This window comes from Aurantimonas sp. NFXS3, assembly GCF_049132005.1.
GTDB lineage: Bacteria > Pseudomonadota > Alphaproteobacteria > Rhizobiales > Rhizobiaceae > Aurantimonas > Aurantimonas coralicida.
Map to the genome: position 1 here is coordinate 209,518 of NZ_JAGDDZ010000006.1, position 15,119 is coordinate 224,636.

Below are 15,119 nucleotides of genomic sequence, written 5' to 3' on the forward strand. Positions count from 1 at the left end.
TGACATAAGATGCTGCAGCCAAAGCGCACAAAGTACCGGAAGGCGTTCAAGGGACGCATTCACGGTACCGCAAAAGGCGGAACCGGCCTTAATTTCGGCGCCTTCGGATTGAAGGCGATGGAACCAGAGCGGGTCACCGCGCGTCAGATCGAGGCGGCTCGCCGCGCGATCACCCGCCAGATGAAGCGCCAAGGCCGCGTGTGGATCCGGATCTTCCCGGACCTGCCCGTGACCTCCAAGCCGACCGAAGTCCGCATGGGTAAGGGCAAGGGGTCCGTTGACTATTGGGCGGCGCGGGTGCATCCCGGCCGCGTGGTCTTCGAGATCGACGGTGTCGACGAGACGACGGCCCGCGAGGCGCTTCGTCTCGGCGCGGCCAAGCTGCCGATCCGTACGCGCTTCATTCAGCGCATTGCCGAATAGGAGAGTTTGAAGTGAAAGCTTCCGACGTCAAGACAATGACCCAGGACGAACTCACCGACGAGCTCGCCAAGCTGAAGAAGGAGCAGTTCAACCTGCGCTTCCAGCGTGCCACGGGTCAGCTCGAGAACACCGCCCGCGTGCGCAAGGTGCGCCGCGACATCGCGCGGATCAAGACGATTTCTCGCCTGAAGGCGGGCGAGGCCAAGGCCTGAGGACGAGAATATGCCCAAACGTATCCTGCAGGGGACGGTCGTCTCCGACAAGAACGACAAGACGGTAGTGGTCCTGGTGGAGCGTCGCTTCACCCACCCGCTGTTCAAGAAGACCGTGCGCCGTACCAAGAAGTACAAGGCGCACGACGAGAGCAATCAGTACAAGGTCGGCGATATCGTCTCCATCGAGGAGACGCGGCCGATCTCGCGCGACAAGAGCTGGATCGTCGTTTCGAGCGAAGCGGCAGCAGCCAGTTGATGATTTGGCCGGGACGCGCGCGTCAAGCGCACCCCGGCAGCAAGCTTTGAAGGCGGTCTGACATGATTCAGATGCAAACAAACCTCGACGTCGCGGATAACTCCGGTGCGCGTCGTGTCATGTGCATCAAGGTATTGGGCGGCTCGAAGCGGAAATATGCCTCGGTCGGCGACATCATCGTCGTTTCCGTGAAGGAGGCAATTCCGCGGGGCCGTGTGAAGAAGGGCGACGTGATGAAGGCCGTGGTGGTACGTACCGCCAAGGACATCCGCCGCGCCGACGGTTCGGTGATCCGGTTCGATTCGAACGCCGCGGTCCTGATCGACAACAAGAAAGAGCCGGTCGGCACCCGTATCTTCGGCCCGGTTCCCCGCGAGCTTCGCGGCAAGAACCACATGAAGATCGTCTCGCTGGCCCCCGAAGTTCTGTAAGAAGGAGAGCGGACGATGCAGAAGATCCGCAAGGGCGACACGGTCGTCGTGCTCGCCGGCAAGGACAAGGGCCGGTCGGGTGAAGTCATTAAGGTGATGCCGAAGGACGGTCGTGCACTGGTGCGTGGGATCAACATGATCAAGCGCCACCAGCGTCAGACCGCTTCCCAGGAAGCCGGCATCATCAACAAGGAAGCCGGCATTCAGCTTTCCAACCTGGCGGTCGCAGACCCGAAGGACGGCAAGGCGACCCGCGTCGGCTTCAAGGTACTCGACGATGGCACCAAGGTGCGCGTCGCCAAGCGCTCGGGAGAGCAGATCAATGGCTGATACGGAAACCGCTTACGAGCCGCGCCTCAAGCGCGTCTATCGCGAAGAGGTCCGCAAGACGCTTCAGGACCAGTTCTCGTATCAGAACGAGATGCAGGTCCCGCGCGTCGACAAGATCGTCATCAACATGGGCGTCGGCGAGGCAACTGCCGACTCCAAAAAGCCGACGGTCGCTGCCGAGGACCTGGGCCGCATCGCGGGCCAGAAGCCGGTCATCACCTATGCGCGCAACTCCATCGCAGGCTTCAAGGTCCGCGAAGGCATGCCGATCGGCGCCAAGGTCACGCTGCGCAAGGACCGCATGTACGAGTTCATGGACCGGCTGGTGCAGATCGCACTGCCGCGTGTCCGCGACTTCCGCGGCCTGAACCCGAAGAGCTTCGACGGTCGTGGCAATTTCGCCATGGGCGTCAAGGAGCACATCGTGTTCCCGGAGATCAACTACGACAAGGTTGATCAGATGTGGGGCATGGACATCATCGTCTGTACGACGGCGAACACCGACGACGAAGCCCGGGCGCTGCTGACAGCGTTCAACTTCCCGTTCCGCCAGTAACGGCTGACGAGCAAAGGACGAGATAATGGCCAAAAAGGGCATGATCGAGCAGAACAAGCACCGTCAGAAGATGGTGGCGAAATACGCCGCCAAGCGGGCTGCTCTGAAGGCGATCACCAAGAATGCCGACGCCCCCATGGAAGAGCGCTTTCAGGCGCAGCTCCAGCTCGCGGAACTGCCGCGGAACGGGTCGAAGGTTCGCATTCGTAACCGCTGCGAGGTGACGGGCCGTCCGCGCGCCTACTATCGCAAGCTGAAGATGAGCCGCATTGCGCTCCGGGACCTGGGCAACAACGGCCAGATCCCCGGTATCGTGAAGTCGAGCTGGTAAGGAGGTATAGACATGTCTTTGTCTGATCCGCTCGGCGATATGCTGACCCGTATCCGCAACGCCATCATGCGCAACAAGTCCTCGGTGACGACGCCCGCGTCGAAGCTGCGCGGCCGTGTGCTCGACGTCCTCAAGGACGAGGGCTACATCCGTGGCTACACCCAGACCGAGTTCGTTGCCGGCAAGTCCGAGTACGAAATCGAGCTGAAGTACTACGAAGGCGGACCCGTCATCCGGGAGATCGCCCGCGTCTCGAAGCCTGGTCGTCGCGTCTATGTGTCGGCCAAGACGATTCCGCAGGTCGCGAACGGTCTGGGCATCTCGGTCCTGTCGACGCCGAAGGGCGTCATGGCCGACCATAGCGCCCGTGAACAGAATGTCGGCGGCGAGGTGCTCTGCCGCGTCTTCTGACGCGGCGGCACTGACGCCCAGCGAACGCACAGGGTTTCGAAATGTCTCGTATTGGTAAGAAGCCGATCGCACTGCCGGAGGGTGTCTCTGCCACCGTCGACGGTCAGACCGTGACGGCAAAGGGCCCTAAGGGCGAGCTCACCTTCGTGGTGAACGAGGAAGTCCTCGTGAAGATGGAAGACGGCGCGGTCCAGGTGGATCCGCGCGACAATTCCAAGGATGCACGCTCCAAGTGGGGCATGTCCCGCACGATGATCTCCAACATCGTCAACGGCGTGAAGACGGGTTTCGAGAAGAAGCTCGAGATCAACGGCGTCGGCTATCGTGCCTCGCTGCAGGGCAAGAACCTGCAGCTGGCCCTTGGCTTCTCGCACGATGTGATCTACCCGGTGCCGGAAGGTATCCAGATCACCGTGCCCAAGCCAACCGAGATCGTCATCTCGGGCATCGACCGTCAACGGGTCGGGCAGGTTGCGGCAGAGATTCGCGAGTACCGCGGCCCCGAGCCCTACAAGGGCAAGGGCGTCAAATATGCTGACGAGACGATCGTCCGCAAAGAGGGCAAGAAGAAGTAGGGCTCGTAATGGCTACCTTGAAGGAAAATCTGCGACGGCGGGCCTCGCGCATCCGCCGCTCGATCAAGAAGGTGGCGAACGGTCGTCCTCGGCTGTCCGTCCATCGCTCTTCGAAGAACATCTATGCGCAGATCATCGACGACACCGCGGGCCGTACGCTCGCCGCTGCCTCGACCCTCGACACCTCGCTGCGTTCGCAGCTGAAGACGGGTGCCGACACCGAGGCCGCTGCGGCGGTTGGCAAGCTGGTCGCCGAGCGTGCGAAGGAAGCCGGCGTCACCGACGTGGTTTTCGATCGTGGCGCGTTCATCTATCACGGCCGGATCAAGGCACTCGCCGAATCGGCACGTGAAGGCGGTCTCAACTTCTGAGGCCGCTCGGGCGCATCGCCCGTATCATTGCGGCCGCTTGACGCGGTCGCCACCGACAGACGCCTCCGGAAAAGAACAAGGAACAGGATATGGCGCCTCGTAACGATCGACGTGAAGACCGCGATGACGGTTTCGTCGACAAGCTCGTTCACATCAACCGCGTTGCCAAGGTGGTCAAGGGTGGCCGTCGCTTCGGCTTCGCCGCCCTCGTCGTCGTCGGCGACTTGAAGGGCCGCGTCGGCTTCGGCCACGGCAAGGCACGCGAAGTGCCGGAGGCCATCCGCAAGGCGACGGAAGCCGCCAAGCGCGATCTCATCTTCGTGCCGCTGCGCGACGGTCGTACGCTGCATCATGACGTCAGCGGTCGTCACGGCGCCGGCAAGGTCATCCTGCGCGCCGCCGAGGCCGGTACCGGCATCATCGCCGGCGGCCCGATGCGCGCCGTCTTCGAAGCCGTCGGCATGCATGACGTCGTCGCCAAGTCGCTCGGCTCGTCGAACCCCTACAACATGGTTCGCGCGACCTTCGACGGCCTGAAGCAGGCCATGCATCCGAAGGACGTCGCTTCGCGTCGCGGCATCAAGTACTCCGAGCTCCAGGCACGTCGCCGGGAAGTCATCGGTGCGCAGGCCGCTTCCGAGGATTGATTGGATGCGGGGAGTTCGGCGAACTCCTCGCGCTTTGACTGAAGGAGCCAATCGATGGCCGAAACAAAAACCGCAGGTAGCACCGTCACCGTCGTGCAGACCGGCAGCCCCATCCGTCGCTCCGCCGACCAGCGCCAGACGCTGATCGGCCTGGGGCTGAACAAGATGCACCGTCGCCGGACGCTCGAGGACACCCCCGCCGTGCGTGGGATGATCGCCAAGGTCGCCCATCTCGTGCGCGTGGTCGAGCCGGCCTGACGAGTGCGTGGAGCGGCATCGCGTTGGGCGCGGCCGCACCAGACCGTAATTTTGCCAGAGCATCGGGCTACCGCGCAGGGCAGGGCGTTGCCCACCCTCCGGTAGACCAGGAGAAGCAACATGAAACTCAATGAGATTTCCGACGTCGAGGGCGCGACCCACTCGCGCAAGCGTGTCGGTCGCGGAATCGGTTCGGGCAAGGGCAAGACCGGTGGTCGTGGCGTCAAGGGACAGAAGTCCCGTTCGGGCGTCTCGATCAACGGCTTCGAGGGCGGCCAGATGCCGCTGTTCCGCCGTCTGCCGAAGCGCGGCTTCGTCAACATCTTCGCCAAGAACTTCAACGTCGTGTCGCTCGGACGCGTGCAGCAGGCGATCGACGCCGGCAAGCTCGACGCCTCGGCGACAGTCGATCTCGCAGCCCTCAAGGCTGCCGGTCTGGTGCGTCGCGCCAAGGACGGCGTGCGCGTCCTGGGCGACGGCGAACTGACCGCCAAGGTCTCCTTCCTCGTCGATGGCGCCTCCAAGTCGGCCGTCGAGAAGGTCGAGAAGGCTGGTGGTTCCATCAAGACCGTGGGAGCGGAAGCCTAAGGCTTCTTGCACCCGGCGGACGCGGCGTCTATCTCTCGGTCTTCCTCATGGAGGAGCCCGCCGGTAGACGGCGCGGCTGACGGTACGGGCGCGCATTCGATGCCGACCCGCCGGACAACCCCGGAGACAGGTAAAGTATGGCATCGGCTGCGGAACAACTCGCCGCGAATTTGAACTTTTCGGCCTTTGCGAAGGCTGAGGATCTCAAGAAGCGCATCTGGTTCACCCTGGGTGCGCTTCTGGTGTATCGGCTCGGCACCTATATTCCGATGCCGGGCATCAACCCTGACGCACTCGCGCAGGCCTTCCAGCAGCAGTCGACCGGCATTCTCGGTCTGTTCAACATGTTTTCCGGCGGTGCCGTCGGACGCATGGCGATCTTCGCGCTGGGAATTATGCCCTACATCTCCGCTTCCATCATCATTCAGCTGATGACGTCGGTCATTCCGTCGCTCGAGCAGCTGAAGAAGGAAGGCGAGCAGGGCCGCAAGGTCATTAATCAGTACACCCGCTACGGCACCGTGCTTTTGGCCACGGTCCAAGCCTACGGCATCGCTGCCGGCCTGCAGACCCAGCCCGGCATCGTCGTCGATCCGGGCATGTTCTTCCAGGTCTCCGCGGTGATCACGCTGGTCGGTGGCACCATGTTCCTGATGTGGCTGGGCGAGCAGATCACCGCCCGCGGCATCGGCAACGGCATCTCGCTGATCATCTTCGCCGGCATCGTGGCGCATCTGCCTTCGGCGATCGCGAATCTCCTCGAGCTCGGCCGCACCGGCGCGCTGTCCACCGCCGTGATCCTTCTGGTGATCGTCGTGGCGGTCGCCTGCATCGCGGTCATCGTGTTCTTCGAGCGCGCCCAGCGCCGGCTGCTGATCCAGTATCCCAAGCGCCAGGTCGGCAACCGGATGTTCCAGGGCGACACGTCGCACCTGCCGCTGAAGCTGAACACCGCCGGCGTCATCCCGCCGATCTTCGCGTCCTCGCTCCTGCTTCTGCCGGTGACGATCGCGAATTTCACCAGCACGGAGGATCTGCCGGGCTGGGCGTCGGCGACGATCGCTTCGCTCGGCCACGGCCAGCCGCTCTACATGGCGATGTATGCCGGCCTGATCGCGTTCTTCGCCTTCTTCTACACGGCCGTCGTGTTCAATCCGAAGGACACGGCCGACAATCTGAAGAAGCATGGCGGCTTCATTCCGGGCATCCGTCCGGGCGAGCGCACGGCCGAATACATCGACTACGTGCTGACCCGCATCACGGTCGTCGGCGCCATCTACCTGGTGATCATCTGTCTTCTGCCGGAATTCCTGATCTCGGCCGTGGGTGTCCCGTTCTATCTTGGCGGCACGTCGCTGCTGATCGTCGTCAGCGTCACGATGGATACTGTCGCGCAGGTGCAGGGGCACCTCCTGGCGCACCAGTATGAGGGCCTCGTGAAGAAGGCGAAACTCAGGGGTGGAAGACGGGGGGCCAGATGAGGCTGATATTGTTGGGGCCGCCGGGAGCCGGGAAGGGCACCCAGGCGCAGCGCCTGATCGAAACGCACAAGATCCCGCAGCTCTCGACCGGCGACATGCTGCGGGCGGCTGTGACCGCCCAGTCCGAAGTCGGGCTGAAAGCCAAGGCGGTGATGGATTCCGGCAATCTCGTCTCGGACGACATCGTCAATGCGATCGTCTCCGAGCGGATCGACCAGGCGGACTGCGCCGAGGGCTTCATCCTCGACGGGTATCCGCGGACGCTGAACCAGGCCGACGCGGTCGAGGCGATGCTGGAGCGCAAGGGCCTGAAGCTCGATCATGTGATCGAGATCAAGGTCGATGACGATATCCTCGTCAACCGCGTCTCCGGTCGCTTCTCCTGCGCCAGTTGCGGCGCGGTCTATCACGACGAGGACAAGCGTCCGAAGGTCGAGGGCGTCTGCGACGTTTGCGGCTCGACGGATTTCAAGCGCCGTCCCGACGACAATGCCGAGACCATGCGCACCCGGCTGCGGTCCTATTACAAGGACACCTCGCCGCTGGTCGGTTACTACCACTGCAAGGGCACGCTGCGTGCCGTCGATGGCATGCAGCCCATCGACGTGGTGACCGAGAGCATCGAGCGCATCGTTTCGGGCAAGGCCTGACGCGTCGAAACCGGCGGCGGCCACGGCCGCCGCAAGGGGCGGGCGGTTGACTTGTCAAGCCCCGCTGATCTATAGCCTGCGCTATTCGCGAATCCTTAGCGATCGGCGCATGTCTTCATTCGGAGTCCTGCATCGGTCGCTTTCGGCTGCAGGGCCCCGCATCTTGTGTATGGCGGGCCCAGAGCCCATCTAATTCTAGGAGTATGGTTGTGGCCCGTATCGCTGGCGTCAACATCCCGACCAACAAGCGCGTCGTCATCGCGCTGCAGTACATCCATGGTATCGGCGCTGCCCATGCCAAGGACATCGTCAAGAAGGTCAATCTCGGCGACGAGCGCCGCGTCAACGACCTGACCGACGCTGAAGTCCTGCAGATCCGTGAGATCATCGATCGCGACTACCGCGTCGAGGGCGATCTGCGTCGCGAGACCGCAATGAACGTGAAGCGTCTGATGGACCTCGGCTGCTACCGCGGCCTGCGTCATCGTCGCAGCCTTCCGGTTCGCGGTCAGCGCACGCACACCAATGCCCGCACCCGCAAGGGTCCGGCCAAGGCGATCGCCGGCAAGAAGAAGTAAGACGGGTCCTTCCGGAACCGTTTCATACGATGCGGCGCGTCCTCGGGCGCGCCGTGGTGTAGCTGCCGGAATTACGGCGGTGTCGATATCAACAGGACAGTTTAATGGCTAAAGAAGCACAGCGCGTTCGCCGTCGCGAGCGCAAGAACATCACGTCGGGCGTCGCCCATGTGAGCTCGACCTTCAACAACACGCTGATCACCATCACCGATGCGCAGGGCAACTCGATTGCCTGGTCGTCGGCTGGCGCGCAGGGTTTCAAGGGCTCGCGCAAGTCGACGCCGTTCGCCGCGCAGGTCGCTGCCGAGGACGCCGCCAAGAAGGCGCAGGAACACGGCATGAAGACCCTCGAGGTCGAAGTCCGCGGTCCGGGTTCGGGTCGTGAGTCGGCGCTCCGCGCGCTGCAGGCCGCCGGTTTCACGATCACCTCGATCCGTGATGTCACGCCGATCCCGCACAACGGCGTGCGCCCCCGCAAGAAGCGCCGCGTCTGATGCTTTTCGCCGCGCTCGTCTGAGCGCGGTGTGCAGCCGACAGGAAGGGTTCCGCCTTCCGCACTCAGACCTATCGCCACGATTGGATGGTGGCGAGGAAACTGAAAGGCATCCGCATGATTGCTAGCAATTGGCAAGATCTTACCAAGCCGAACCAGGTGGTGTTCAAGAATGGCGGAAGCCGTTCGAAGGCGTCCCTGACGGCCGAGCCGCTGGAGCGCGGCTTCGGCCTGACGCTCGGCAACGCGCTGCGTCGCGTTCTTCTGTCGTCGCTCCAGGGTGCCGCCATTACGGCCATCCAGATCGACGGCGTTCTGCACGAGTTCTCCTCGATCCCGGGCGTCCGTGAAGACGTCACGGACATCGTCCTGAACGTCAAGGAAATCAACATCGGCATGCAGGGCGAAGGCCCGAAGCGGATGGTGGTGCGCAAGCAGGGCCCGGGCATCGTCCGCGCCGGCGACATCCAGACGGTCGGTGACATCGAGGTCCTGAACCCCGAGCACGAGATCTGCACCCTCGACGAGGGCGCCGAGATCCGCATGGAGTTCACGGTCAACACCGGCAAGGGCTACGTCCCGGCCGACCAGAACCGCGCCGAGGATGCGCCGATCGGGCTGATCCCGGTCGATTCGCTGTTCTCGCCGGTCAAGAAGGTGTCCTACAAGGTCGAGGCGACCCGCGAGGGTCAGGACCTGAACAAGGACAAGCTGACCATGCAGATCGAGACCGATGGCTCGATCAGCGGCGAGGACGCCGTGGCCTACGCCGCGCGCATCCTGCAGGACCAGCTTTCGGTGTTCGTGAACTTCGAGGAGCCGCAGCGCGACCAGCGCGCGCCGGCCGGTGCCGAGGAACAGATGGCCGAACTGGCCTTCAACCCGGCGCTGCTCAAGAAGGTCGACGAGCTCGAACTGTCCGTGCGTTCGGCGAACTGCCTGAAGAACGACAACATCGTCTATATCGGTGATCTGATTCAGAAGACCGAGGCGGAGATGCTGCGTACGCCGAATTTCGGCCGCAAGTCGCTCAACGAGATCAAGGAAGTTCTCGCGTCCATGGGGCTGCATCTCGGCATGGAAGTGTCGGATTGGCCGCCGGAGAACATCGACGATCTGGCCAAGCGCTACGAAGACCAGTACTAGAACGAGACTGCCTCCCGCCGGCGCCCGCGTCGGCGGGAGGATTTCAATCATTCAAAGGAACGGCGGCCTGTCCCGAGAACGGGGCAGGGACGCAAAGATCCCGACTTCCGGCGCAATGACGCCGGCTTATTTGACTTGAGGAAATCCCATGCGCCACGCAAAACGCGGTCGTAAGCTTAATCGTACCGCCAGCCACCGTAAGGCGATGTTCGCCAACATGGTCGCTTCGCTGATCCTGCACGAGCAGATCGTGACCACCCTGCCGAAGGCCAAGGAACTGCGCCCGATCGTCGAGAAGATGATCACGCTGGGCAAGCGCGGCGATCTGCATGCGCGCCGCCAGGCGATCTCGCAGGTTCGCGACCCGTCGGTCATCGGCAAGCTGTTCGACACGCTGGCTCCGCGTTACGCCGAGCGCAACGGCGGCTACACCCGCGTTCTGAAGGCCGGCTTCCGCCGCGGTGACAACGCCCCGCTGGCCGTCATCGAATTCGTCGATCGTGACCCGGAAGCCCGTGGCGCCATTGATCGCGAGCGCGTCGAGGCCGAAGGCGAGCTCGACGCAGCCTGATCGACCCGATCATCGGAACGAGGAACGAGGGGCCCATGTGGCCCCTTTTTCATGTCCGCTCCACCCCACGCTATCTGCCGGAGGGTGACCGGCTGACCCGCGCGTAGTCGTGCGGCGTGGGACAGCACGAACGAGGAGGCTAGCGATGGCGCGGGATCGGGTGCTGCTCACCGGCATATCGGGCTTCATCGCCGGCCATGTGGCGCTGCGTCTGCTCCGGGCCGGCTACGATGTGCGCGGAACGGTGCGCGGGCTCGACAAGGCAGACGCCGTTCGCGGCCTGCTCGCCGCCGCCGGTGCGGATATCGATCGGCTGTCCTTCGTCGCTGGGGACCTCACTGACGACGCCGGCTGGATGGAGGCGGCCGCAGGCTGCCGCTACGTGCTGCACAGCGCATCGCCATTCCCCGCAAGCCCGCCACGCGACCGGCATGCGCTGGTTCCGGCAGCCGTGGACGGCACCCTGCGGGTGATGGCCGCCGCGGAACGCGCCGGCGCCGAGCGGATCGTCCTGACGTCGTCGGCCGCGGCGATCTATTCGGCCCATCCTCCGCGCCCTGGGGAGTACTACGGCGCGGCCGACTGGTCCGACACCGAAAGCCCCGACATCTCCGGCTATGCCCTGTCGAAGACCCTCGCCGAACGCGCTGCCTGGGATGCGGCGCGAGACGCGGGGCTCGACCTGGTCGCGATCAATCCGGCACTGGTTCTCGGTCCGCTGCTGGGGGCAGGCGCGCCGGGAGGCGAGGGCACGTCGGCAGCGCTGATCCGGGCCGTGATGGAGGGGCGCATGCCCGTCGTTCCCGATCTGGCCTTCGCGCTCGCCGACGTCCGCGACGTCGCCGACGCGCATCTGGCGGCGATGACGGCGCCGTCAGTGTCCGGACGGCGTTTCGCCCTGTCCAGCGGCACGCTCAGCCTGATCGAGATCGGCAAGGTGGTGGGCGAGGCCTGTCCCGGTAAAGCACGCCGCCTGCCGCGCTGGACATTGCCGGATCGCGTGGTGCGGCTTGCCGCGATCCTGTCACCGCAGGCACGCGCCGCCGTGCCCGAACTCGGTCGTCGCAAATCGCTCGACACCACGCCGGCGCGCGACATTCTCGGCCTGTCGGCACGGCCCCCGGAAGATGCCGTCGCCGCGATGGCGCAGAGCATCCCGCAGCTGCCGCGGACCGTCTGAGACAAGCCCGCATGGGCCGCTCCAGCTTCGGCTGCTACGCATTTCGCGTATTCGGTAAGTGTGATGCAAATGCCATGGCGAGGGCCGCCGGGGCGTGGCATAGGCGGGGTCTCGGGGGAGCCAGCAGAAATTTCGTTCAAAACGAGGCAACCTTTTGGCGGCCGAACGCTTTTGCCCTCAAGAACGGGACGCAGCCACGCAAAAGTGGCGACATTTACGCGGATGAAACAACTTCTATGAAAAATGCGGACATCATGAACACCACGGGCCGGCTCTCCATGCGACGCACTTTTCTGACCCTCCTGTGTGCCATGGCGGCATTTGGCGTCCTGACCGCCAGCTACGCGACGGCCGACCTGCCTGACGAGGCGGTTGCGACCAGCACGCAGACGGCGGTCGCAGACTAGGCGACGTCAGCCACACAGATCGCAATGACGAGGAAGGGGCCGCAACGGCCCCTTTTTCGCGTCCGCGGTCTGGTCTATGCGAAAGCAGGCCGCCACTGCGCGGCGTGACTTTTCGCAAGGCAGCATCCGGTTCCAGCGCCTGTTCACAGTGCCGGGCCGATGCTGCCGAGCCACCACGGCGGACCGGATATGCAGATGAAACTGATTCTTGCGGGTCTACTGATTGGCGCCGGGGTGCTCGCAGCCCCCTATCTCGACCTCTTCGACGGCGGTGATCCGAAGCCGTCCCTGGGGCAGGATGCGGCGGGCAGCGCGGCGCCGGGCGATGGTTTCGTCCCCCTCCTCGATGACGGCGAGACCCGCGTCGCCGAGGCCGACACCGCCCCGGCCGGGCAGCCGGTGCCGTCATCCCCCGTCGGGGAGGCCGATGCCCGCGTGCCGGCGAGCCAGACGCAGATCCAGCTTTCCTTCGCACCTCTGGTGAAGCGGACTGCGCCAGCGGTGGTCAATGTCTATGCCGCGCGGGCCGTCCCGGCGCAGCGCTCGCCCTTCGCCGGCGATCCCTTCTTCGGTCAGTTCTTCGGCCAGCCGCGCAATCGCCAGCCGCGGATGGAATCGTCCCTCGGCTCCGGCGTCATCGTCGATGCGTCGGGGCTCGTCGTTACCAACAACCATGTCGTGGCCGACGCGGACGAGGTGAAGATCGGCTTTGCCGACGGGCGCGAGTTCAAAACCGAGGTCCTGCTCAAGGACGACAGCGTCGATCTGGCGGTGCTGAAGATCGAGGGCGAGGGGCCGTTCCCGACCCTGCCGATCGCCGATTCGGACCGGTTGCAGATCGGCGATCTCGTCCTGGCGATCGGCAATCCCTTCGGCATCGGCCAGACGGTGACCAGCGGCATCGTCTCGGCGCTCGCCCGAACCCATATCGGCGTCGACGATTTCGGCTTCTTCATCCAGACCGATGCGGCGATCAATCCCGGCAATTCCGGCGGCGCGCTGATCGGCATGTCGGGGGAACTGGTCGGGGTGAACACCGCCATCTTCTCGCGCTCGGGCGGCTCCAACGGCGTCGGCTTCGCCATTCCCGCCAACATGGTGGCGAGCTTCATCCGTTCGGCCAAGGCCGGCGGCCGCTTCGAGCGGCCCTTCATCGGGGCGAGCTTCGTGCCGGTGACCGCCGACATCGCCGAGGCGGTGGGGCTCGATCGCCCGTCGGGAACCCTCGTCCGGGGCATCATGCCCGGTGGTCCCGCCGAGGCGGCAGGCCTTGCGGTCGGCGACGTGATCCTGGCGGTGGACGGCCTCGAGGTCGGCGGCGCAGATGCCCTGGGGTACCGGTTGGCGACGGCCGGGATCGGCAAGACCGTAAGTCTGACGGTGCTGCGCGGCGATGAGCGCCGCACGCTGGAACTGCCGCTGCAGCCGGCGCCGGAGATACCGCCGCGCGACGCCCGCACCATCGACGGGCAGAACCCGTTCGCCGGGGCCACCGTCCTCAACCTGTCGCCGCGCGTGGCGGAGGAGTTCGACATGCCGCTCGAAAAGACCGGCGTGCTCGTGGCGGAGGTGGCGCGCGGCTCGCTCGCGCAGCGTTTCGGGTTGCGGCCGGGGGACATCGTCCTCGCCGTCAACGGCGAGCCGGTGACGACCACCAGGGAACTTGAGGCCGCAGCCATCGACAGCAATCGCGGCTGGAGCTTCGAGATCGACCGGAACGGACGCCGCCTGGCGCGGCGGGTGCGCTGACATGGCGGATCTCTTCGGCGACGGTGGCGGCGCTCCGAGCGAGCGGCCGCGGCCATCCGCAACGGCGGTGGACGATCGGAACGACCGCTCCCGGCCGCTGGCCGACCGGCTGCGACCGCGCCAGCTCGGCGAGGTCGTCGGCCAGGAACATCTGACGGGCGAGGGCGGGGTCCTGTCGCGCATGCTCGAGGCGACGAGCCTCGGTTCGATGATCTTCTGGGGTCCGCCGGGCACCGGCAAGACCACCGTGGCGCGGCTGCTCGCCCATGAGGTGGACTACGCCTTCGAGCAGATCTCGGCGATCTTTTCCGGCGTCGCCGATCTGAAGAAGATGTTCGAGGCGGCGCGGCTGCGTCGCTCCAACGGCAGGCGCACGCTGCTCTTCGTCGACGAGATCCACCGCTTCAACCGCGCCCAGCAGGATTCCTTCCTGCCGGTCATGGAAGACGGCACCGTCGTCCTCGTCGGCGCCACGACCGAGAACCCGTCCTTCGAGCTCAACGCCGCTCTCCTGTCGCGCGCACGGGTACTGACCTTCAAGCCGCACGGTTCCGCCAGCCTCGTGAAGCTGCTGGAGCGGGCCGAGGCGACCGAAGGCATGGCACTACCGCTCGACGAACAGGCGAGGGCGGTGCTGCTGCGCATGGCGGATGGCGACGGCCGCGCCGCGCTGACGCTGGCCGAGGAGGTCTGGCGCGCCAGCCGCAAGGGCGAGATCTTCGATGCCGCGGGTTTGCAGGAGATCGTCCAGCGGCGCGCGCCGGTCTACGACAAGGGCCAGGACGGCCATTACAATCTGATTTCCGCGCTGCACAAGTCGGTGCGCGGCTCGGACCCGGACGCCGCCCTCTACTGGCTGTGCCGCATGCTTGACGCAGGGGAGAACCCCCTGTATCTCGGCCGCCGTCTGGTGCGCATGGCTTCCGAGGATATCGGACTGGCCGATCCCCGCGCGCTGGGCATTGCGCTCGCCGCCAAGGACGCCTTCGACTATCTCGGATCGCCGGAGGGCGAACTCGCGCTGGCCGAGGCGACCGTCTATCTGGCGAGCGCACCGAAATCCAACGCCGTCTACACCGCCTACAAGGCGGCCATGCGCGCGGCGAAGGAACACGGCTCGTTGCTGCCGCCGAAACACATTCTCAATGCCCCGACTGCGCTGATGCGCGACGAGGGCTACGGCTCCGGATACGCCTATGACCATGACGCGCCCGACGCGTTTTCCGGTCAGGACTATTTTCCGGACGAGATGGACCGGCAGCAATTCTACCGGCCGACTGATCGTGGTGCAGAGATCCCGATCGGCGACCGGCTTCAAAATTGGGCGAAACTTCGCCGCAATCGTGACCGCGGGGGTTGATACTTTTCCCGCGACACCAAGTAATCAGCATCGGTGAGAATATCGCCGGAGTGTCCGCGTGCCCGATCTGTGGCAATATGGCGGCTTGATCGTCCGGGCTTCGTTTGACGCC

Annotated in this window: 23 protein-coding genes; all 23 read left to right on the top strand. The window is 64.8% G+C overall.

Annotated elements, in window-relative coordinates; genetic code table 11:
- Nucleotides 1-9 precede the first annotated feature (9 nt).
- The gene (rplP, locus tag J3367_RS17325; protein WP_009209727.1) at nt 10-423 is read left to right on the top strand and encodes a 50S ribosomal protein L16; all 414 of its coding nucleotides are present in this window, start codon (nt 10-12) and stop codon (nt 421-423) included.
- Nucleotides 424-434: 11 nt separating this feature from the next.
- The gene (gene rpmC, locus J3367_RS17330) at nt 435-635 is read left to right on the top strand and encodes a 50S ribosomal protein L29 (RefSeq protein ID WP_009209726.1); all 201 of its coding nucleotides are present in this window, start codon (nt 435-437) and stop codon (nt 633-635) included.
- Between the two features lie 10 nt (nt 636-645).
- Nucleotides 646-894, top strand: coding sequence for a 30S ribosomal protein S17 (rpsQ, locus tag J3367_RS17335; protein WP_024351695.1), 249 nt, complete (start codon nt 646-648; stop codon nt 892-894).
- A 62-nt stretch (nt 895-956) separates the two neighbouring features.
- Nucleotides 957-1,325 carry a 50S ribosomal protein L14 gene (gene rplN, locus J3367_RS17340; protein WP_009209725.1) on the top strand — a complete coding sequence of 123 codons (369 nt, stop codon included), beginning with the start codon at nt 957-959 and terminating at the stop codon, nt 1,323-1,325.
- 15 nt (nt 1,326-1,340) lie between these two features.
- A complete protein-coding gene (gene rplX, locus J3367_RS17345) occupies nt 1,341-1,655 on the top strand; it encodes a 50S ribosomal protein L24 (RefSeq protein WP_009209724.1) in 315 nt (104 codons plus the stop codon).
- Nucleotides 1,648-2,211: a 50S ribosomal protein L5 gene (gene rplE / locus J3367_RS17350; RefSeq protein WP_024351696.1), complete on the top strand. Its 564-nt coding sequence runs from the start codon at nt 1,648-1,650 to the stop codon at nt 2,209-2,211. The genes rplX and rplE overlap by 8 nt, the downstream gene beginning before the upstream one ends.
- Nucleotides 2,212-2,236: 25 nt before the next feature.
- Nucleotides 2,237-2,542: a 30S ribosomal protein S14 gene (gene rpsN, locus J3367_RS17355; RefSeq protein WP_009209722.1), complete on the top strand. Its 306-nt coding sequence runs from the start codon at nt 2,237-2,239 to the stop codon at nt 2,540-2,542.
- A 12-nt stretch (nt 2,543-2,554) separates the two neighbouring features.
- Nucleotides 2,555-2,953: a 30S ribosomal protein S8 gene (gene rpsH / locus J3367_RS17360; protein WP_009209721.1), complete on the top strand. Its 399-nt coding sequence runs from the start codon at nt 2,555-2,557 to the stop codon at nt 2,951-2,953.
- 41 nt (nt 2,954-2,994) lie between these two features.
- Nucleotides 2,995-3,528: a 50S ribosomal protein L6 gene (gene rplF, locus J3367_RS17365; protein WP_009209720.1), complete on the top strand. Its 534-nt coding sequence runs from the start codon at nt 2,995-2,997 to the stop codon at nt 3,526-3,528.
- 8 nt (nt 3,529-3,536) lie between these two features.
- Entirely contained in the window at nt 3,537-3,899 is a 363-nt protein-coding gene (rplR, locus tag J3367_RS17370; RefSeq protein WP_009209719.1) for a 50S ribosomal protein L18, read from the top strand.
- Nucleotides 3,900-3,988: 89 nt separating this feature from the next.
- Nucleotides 3,989-4,546 (top strand): 30S ribosomal protein S5, encoded by a 558-nt coding sequence (gene rpsE / locus J3367_RS17375; RefSeq protein WP_009209718.1) that lies wholly within the window; start codon nt 3,989-3,991, stop codon nt 4,544-4,546.
- A 54-nt stretch (nt 4,547-4,600) separates the two neighbouring features.
- Complete coding sequence (gene rpmD, locus J3367_RS17380; protein WP_024351697.1) at nt 4,601-4,804, top strand: 50S ribosomal protein L30; 204 nt, start codon at nt 4,601-4,603, stop codon at nt 4,802-4,804.
- A gap of 120 nt (nt 4,805-4,924) precedes the next feature.
- Nucleotides 4,925-5,392 (top strand): 50S ribosomal protein L15, encoded by a 468-nt coding sequence (gene rplO, locus J3367_RS17385; RefSeq protein ID WP_009209717.1) that lies wholly within the window; start codon nt 4,925-4,927, stop codon nt 5,390-5,392.
- Between the two features lie 137 nt (nt 5,393-5,529).
- Nucleotides 5,530-6,873, top strand: a complete 1,344-nt coding sequence (gene secY / locus J3367_RS17390) for a preprotein translocase subunit SecY (protein ID WP_024351698.1) — start codon at nt 5,530-5,532, stop codon at nt 6,871-6,873.
- The gene (locus tag J3367_RS17395) at nt 6,870-7,523 is read left to right on the top strand and encodes an adenylate kinase (RefSeq protein WP_009209715.1); all 654 of its coding nucleotides are present in this window, start codon (nt 6,870-6,872) and stop codon (nt 7,521-7,523) included. The genes secY and J3367_RS17395 overlap by 4 nt, the downstream gene beginning before the upstream one ends.
- 209 nt (nt 7,524-7,732) lie before the next feature.
- The gene (gene rpsM / locus J3367_RS17400; protein WP_009209714.1) at nt 7,733-8,101 is read left to right on the top strand and encodes a 30S ribosomal protein S13; all 369 of its coding nucleotides are present in this window, start codon (nt 7,733-7,735) and stop codon (nt 8,099-8,101) included.
- A gap of 104 nt (nt 8,102-8,205) precedes the next feature.
- Nucleotides 8,206-8,595 carry a 30S ribosomal protein S11 gene (rpsK, locus tag J3367_RS17405; RefSeq protein ID WP_009209713.1) on the top strand — a complete coding sequence of 130 codons (390 nt, stop codon included), beginning with the start codon at nt 8,206-8,208 and terminating at the stop codon, nt 8,593-8,595.
- A gap of 116 nt (nt 8,596-8,711) precedes the next feature.
- A complete protein-coding gene (locus tag J3367_RS17410; RefSeq protein ID WP_009209712.1) occupies nt 8,712-9,740 on the top strand; it encodes a DNA-directed RNA polymerase subunit alpha in 1,029 nt (342 codons plus the stop codon).
- Between the two features lie 148 nt (nt 9,741-9,888).
- A complete protein-coding gene (gene rplQ, locus J3367_RS17415; protein ID WP_009209711.1) occupies nt 9,889-10,311 on the top strand; it encodes a 50S ribosomal protein L17 in 423 nt (140 codons plus the stop codon).
- A gap of 145 nt (nt 10,312-10,456) precedes the next feature.
- Nucleotides 10,457-11,491 carry an NAD-dependent epimerase/dehydratase family protein gene (locus tag J3367_RS17420; RefSeq protein WP_024351699.1) on the top strand — a complete coding sequence of 345 codons (1,035 nt, stop codon included), beginning with the start codon at nt 10,457-10,459 and terminating at the stop codon, nt 11,489-11,491.
- A gap of 236 nt (nt 11,492-11,727) precedes the next feature.
- Entirely contained in the window at nt 11,728-11,898 is a 171-nt protein-coding gene (locus J3367_RS17425) for a hypothetical protein (protein ID WP_155898538.1), read from the top strand.
- Between the two features lie 189 nt (nt 11,899-12,087).
- Nucleotides 12,088-13,647, top strand: coding sequence for a DegQ family serine endoprotease (locus tag J3367_RS17430; protein WP_373279292.1), 1,560 nt, complete (start codon nt 12,088-12,090; stop codon nt 13,645-13,647).
- Between the two features lies 1 nt (nt 13,648).
- Nucleotides 13,649-15,007 (top strand): replication-associated recombination protein A, encoded by a 1,359-nt coding sequence (locus tag J3367_RS17435; protein ID WP_421461857.1) that lies wholly within the window; start codon nt 13,649-13,651, stop codon nt 15,005-15,007.
- Nucleotides 15,008-15,119 lie beyond the last annotated feature (112 nt).

Coding starts and splice junctions, on each gene's coding strand:
- rpsN (WP_009209722.1), top strand. CDS start 2,237: ATGGCCAAAAAGGGCATGATCGAGCAGAACAAGCACCGTCAGAAGATG.
- rplQ (WP_009209711.1), top strand. CDS start 9,889: ATGCGCCACGCAAAACGCGGTCGTAAGCTTAATCGTACCGCCAGCCAC.
- rplR (WP_009209719.1), top strand. CDS start 3,537: ATGGCTACCTTGAAGGAAAATCTGCGACGGCGGGCCTCGCGCATCCGC.
- J3367_RS17410 (WP_009209712.1), top strand. CDS start 8,712: ATGATTGCTAGCAATTGGCAAGATCTTACCAAGCCGAACCAGGTGGTG.
- rplE (WP_024351696.1), top strand. CDS start 1,648: ATGGCTGATACGGAAACCGCTTACGAGCCGCGCCTCAAGCGCGTCTAT.
- rpmD (WP_024351697.1), top strand. CDS start 4,601: ATGGCCGAAACAAAAACCGCAGGTAGCACCGTCACCGTCGTGCAGACC.
- J3367_RS17425 (WP_155898538.1), top strand. CDS start 11,728: ATGAAAAATGCGGACATCATGAACACCACGGGCCGGCTCTCCATGCGA.
- J3367_RS17395 (WP_009209715.1), top strand. CDS start 6,870: ATGAGGCTGATATTGTTGGGGCCGCCGGGAGCCGGGAAGGGCACCCAG.
- secY (WP_024351698.1), top strand. CDS start 5,530: ATGGCATCGGCTGCGGAACAACTCGCCGCGAATTTGAACTTTTCGGCC.
- J3367_RS17430 (WP_373279292.1), top strand. CDS start 12,088: ATGCAGATGAAACTGATTCTTGCGGGTCTACTGATTGGCGCCGGGGTG.
- rplP (WP_009209727.1), top strand. CDS start 10: ATGCTGCAGCCAAAGCGCACAAAGTACCGGAAGGCGTTCAAGGGACGC.
- rplO (WP_009209717.1), top strand. CDS start 4,925: ATGAAACTCAATGAGATTTCCGACGTCGAGGGCGCGACCCACTCGCGC.
- rpsQ (WP_024351695.1), top strand. CDS start 646: ATGCCCAAACGTATCCTGCAGGGGACGGTCGTCTCCGACAAGAACGAC.
- rpsE (WP_009209718.1), top strand. CDS start 3,989: ATGGCGCCTCGTAACGATCGACGTGAAGACCGCGATGACGGTTTCGTC.
- rpsK (WP_009209713.1), top strand. CDS start 8,206: ATGGCTAAAGAAGCACAGCGCGTTCGCCGTCGCGAGCGCAAGAACATC.
- J3367_RS17420 (WP_024351699.1), top strand. CDS start 10,457: ATGGCGCGGGATCGGGTGCTGCTCACCGGCATATCGGGCTTCATCGCC.
- rpsH (WP_009209721.1), top strand. CDS start 2,555: ATGTCTTTGTCTGATCCGCTCGGCGATATGCTGACCCGTATCCGCAAC.
- rplX (WP_009209724.1), top strand. CDS start 1,341: ATGCAGAAGATCCGCAAGGGCGACACGGTCGTCGTGCTCGCCGGCAAG.
- rplN (WP_009209725.1), top strand. CDS start 957: ATGATTCAGATGCAAACAAACCTCGACGTCGCGGATAACTCCGGTGCG.
- J3367_RS17435 (WP_421461857.1), top strand. CDS start 13,649: ATGGCGGATCTCTTCGGCGACGGTGGCGGCGCTCCGAGCGAGCGGCCG.
- rplF (WP_009209720.1), top strand. CDS start 2,995: ATGTCTCGTATTGGTAAGAAGCCGATCGCACTGCCGGAGGGTGTCTCT.